The sequence below is a fragment of the Streptomyces sp. NPDC042259 genome (genome assembly GCF_055582085.1).
The window spans coordinates 1-2,614 of sequence record NZ_JBVJDW010000030.1 but is presented as its reverse complement, the minus strand read 5'-3'; the positions used below and the strand labels follow the sequence as shown (position 1 = coordinate 2,614).

Annotated in this window: 1 protein-coding gene; it reads right to left on the bottom strand. The window is 70.1% G+C overall.

Annotated elements, in window-relative coordinates; translation table 11 throughout:
* On the bottom strand, positions 1 to 2,614 hold a 2,614-nt coding region (locus ACZ6MA_RS33930), incomplete at both ends, for a non-ribosomal peptide synthetase (protein WP_469438761.1).

Genomic DNA, 2,614 nt, shown 5'->3' with positions numbered 1-2,614 from the left:
CCCGCGCCGCATACGCGACCGACAAGTCATCCGCCAACGGCGCCAACGACCAGCCGTCACCGGCGATGTGATGCATCAACACCAACAGCACCGACTCCTCCGCACCCACCCGGAACACCGACGCCCGCACCGGCAGCTCAGCCGCCAGATCGAACGCGTACCCCGCCGCCTCGTCCACCGCGGCACCCACCGAAGCGTCATCGACGGTGTCCACGACCCGCAACGCGACGGGAGCTTCCGCCGCGGGGATCACCCGCTGGTACGGCACGCCACCGGTTTCCGGGAACAGCGTGCGCAGTGACTCGTGGCGGGCGACCACGTCGCCCAGCGCCTCTTCCAGGGCCAGGACGTCGAGTCGGCCCGTCAGCCGCAGCACGAACGGAATGTTGTACGTGGCGCTCGGCCCCTCCAGCCGGTGCAGGAACCACAGCCGTCGCTGGGCCGCCGACAGCGGCACCCGCGCCGGGCGGGGACCGGCCACCAACGCCGGGCGCGCGTCCTTCGCGTCACCGATCCGGCCGAGCATCAGCGCCGGGGTGGGTGCCTCGAAGACGGTCCGGATGCCGAGTTCGCGGCCGAAGACCGCGCGGATACGGCTCACGACGCGCGTGGCGAGCAGTGAGTGACCACCGAGGTCGAAGAAGTTGTCGTCGGGGCCGACGGCCGGCAGATCGAGGACGTCCGCGAAGACCTGGCACAGCAGCGCCTCACGGTCGTCCGCCGGGCGCCTGCCACCCGTGTCCGGGCCGGTGACGAACTGCGGCGCTGGCAGTGCGGCCCGGTCGACCTTGCCGTTGGGCAGCAACGGAACCTCGTCCAGCGCCACGACCGCCGCCGGGACCATGTACTCCGGCAACGACCCCGCCAACCGCTCACGCACCACCACCGGATCCGCGTCACCGACGAAGTACGCCACCAGGCGCCGGTCACCCGGCCGGTCCTCCCGCACCACCGCAACGGCCTGACCAGCACCGACGACCGCGTTGACCGCGGACTCCACCTCGCCCGGCTCGATACGGAAACCACGCAACTTCACCTGCGCATCCGCACGACCCAGATAGTGCAGCTCACCCTCGGCGTCCCACCGGGCCAGGTCACCGGTGCGATACATCCGCTCACCCGGCACGAAGGGGCTCGCCACGAAGCGCTCGGCGGTCAGCGCGGGACGCTGGAGGTAACCACGCGCCAGACCCGCGCCCGCGACATACAGCTCACCCACCACACCCGGGGCCACCGGACGCAGGAACGCGTCCAGCACATAGACCCGCGCGTTGACGATCGGGCGGCCGATGGGCGGGGTCACCTCACCGGACAGCGGGGCGCTCATCGTGGCGCACACCGTCGTCTCCGTCGGGCCGTAGGCATTCACCATCCGCCGGCCCGCCGACCACCGCGCCACCAACTCCGGCGGGCACGCCTCACCCGCCACGATGATCGTGGCCCCGGCCGGCAGGGCATCCTCCGGCAGCACGGCCAAAGCCGTCGGCGGCAACGTCACATGCGTAATGGCCTGCTCGTGGAACAACCGCGCCAGATCCGGACCCGGCAGGATGCGGCCCGCCGGAGCGAGCACCAACGTCGCCCCCGACAGCAGACCCATGATGATTTCCCAGGCCGCCGCGTCGAAGCTCAACGCCGCGAACTGCAACACCCGACTGCCCGCACCCACACCGAACGCATCAACCTGTGCCCGCGACAACGACGCGATACCCGAGTGCTGAACCACCACACCCTTCGGCCGCCCCGTCGAACCCGACGTGTAGATCACATACGCCGGGTGCTCCGGACGCAACGCGACGACCGGCGGCACCGCATCCTCCGGCGCGGTCCGGTCCGTCAACAGCCTGGGGACATCCGTGTGCGGCAGCCTGTCCACGGTGACGGAGTCGCTGATCAGCAGGGCGGGGGCGGAGTCGGTGAGCATGTGCCGCACCCGCTCCTCCGGATAGTCCGGATCCACCGGCACATACGCACCACCTGCACGCAACACCGCCAGCAACGCGACGACCAGCTCCACCGAACGCGGCAGGGCAACGGCCACCACCGACTCCGGACCCACACCCAACCCCGCCACATGCCCGGCCAGCGCATCAACACGATCCGCCAGCTCGGCATAGGTCAGCTCGACGTCCCCGAACACCAACGCCACATCGGACGGCCCAGCCGCCACCCGCTCCGCGAACAACTCCGGGAACGTGGAAGCCATGCCCTCGGCGGCGGTGTCGTTCCACTCCTCCACGACCTGGCCGCGCTCGGCCGCCGACAGTACGTCGACGCCGGACACCGGGGCGTCCACATCCGCGAGAACCGCGTCCAGCACACGGACGAACCGCTCCCCCATCCGCCGCACCGTCTCCGCGTCGAACAGATCCGACGCGTACTCGATCTCGCCGGAGATCCCGGAAGGTGTGCCGTCCGCGTCGAGGTGTTCGTGCAGGAAGAACGTCAGGTCGAACTTCGAGACCGTGGTGGTCGAGTCGCCTTCCGTGACCTGGAGTTCCGGCAGGGTGAACGAGGCTTCGGTGTTGTTGTCGAAGACGACCATCACCTGGAACAGCGGGTGGTGAGCGAGGGAACGCTCCGGGCTCAGCACCTCCACCAGCCGCTCGAACGG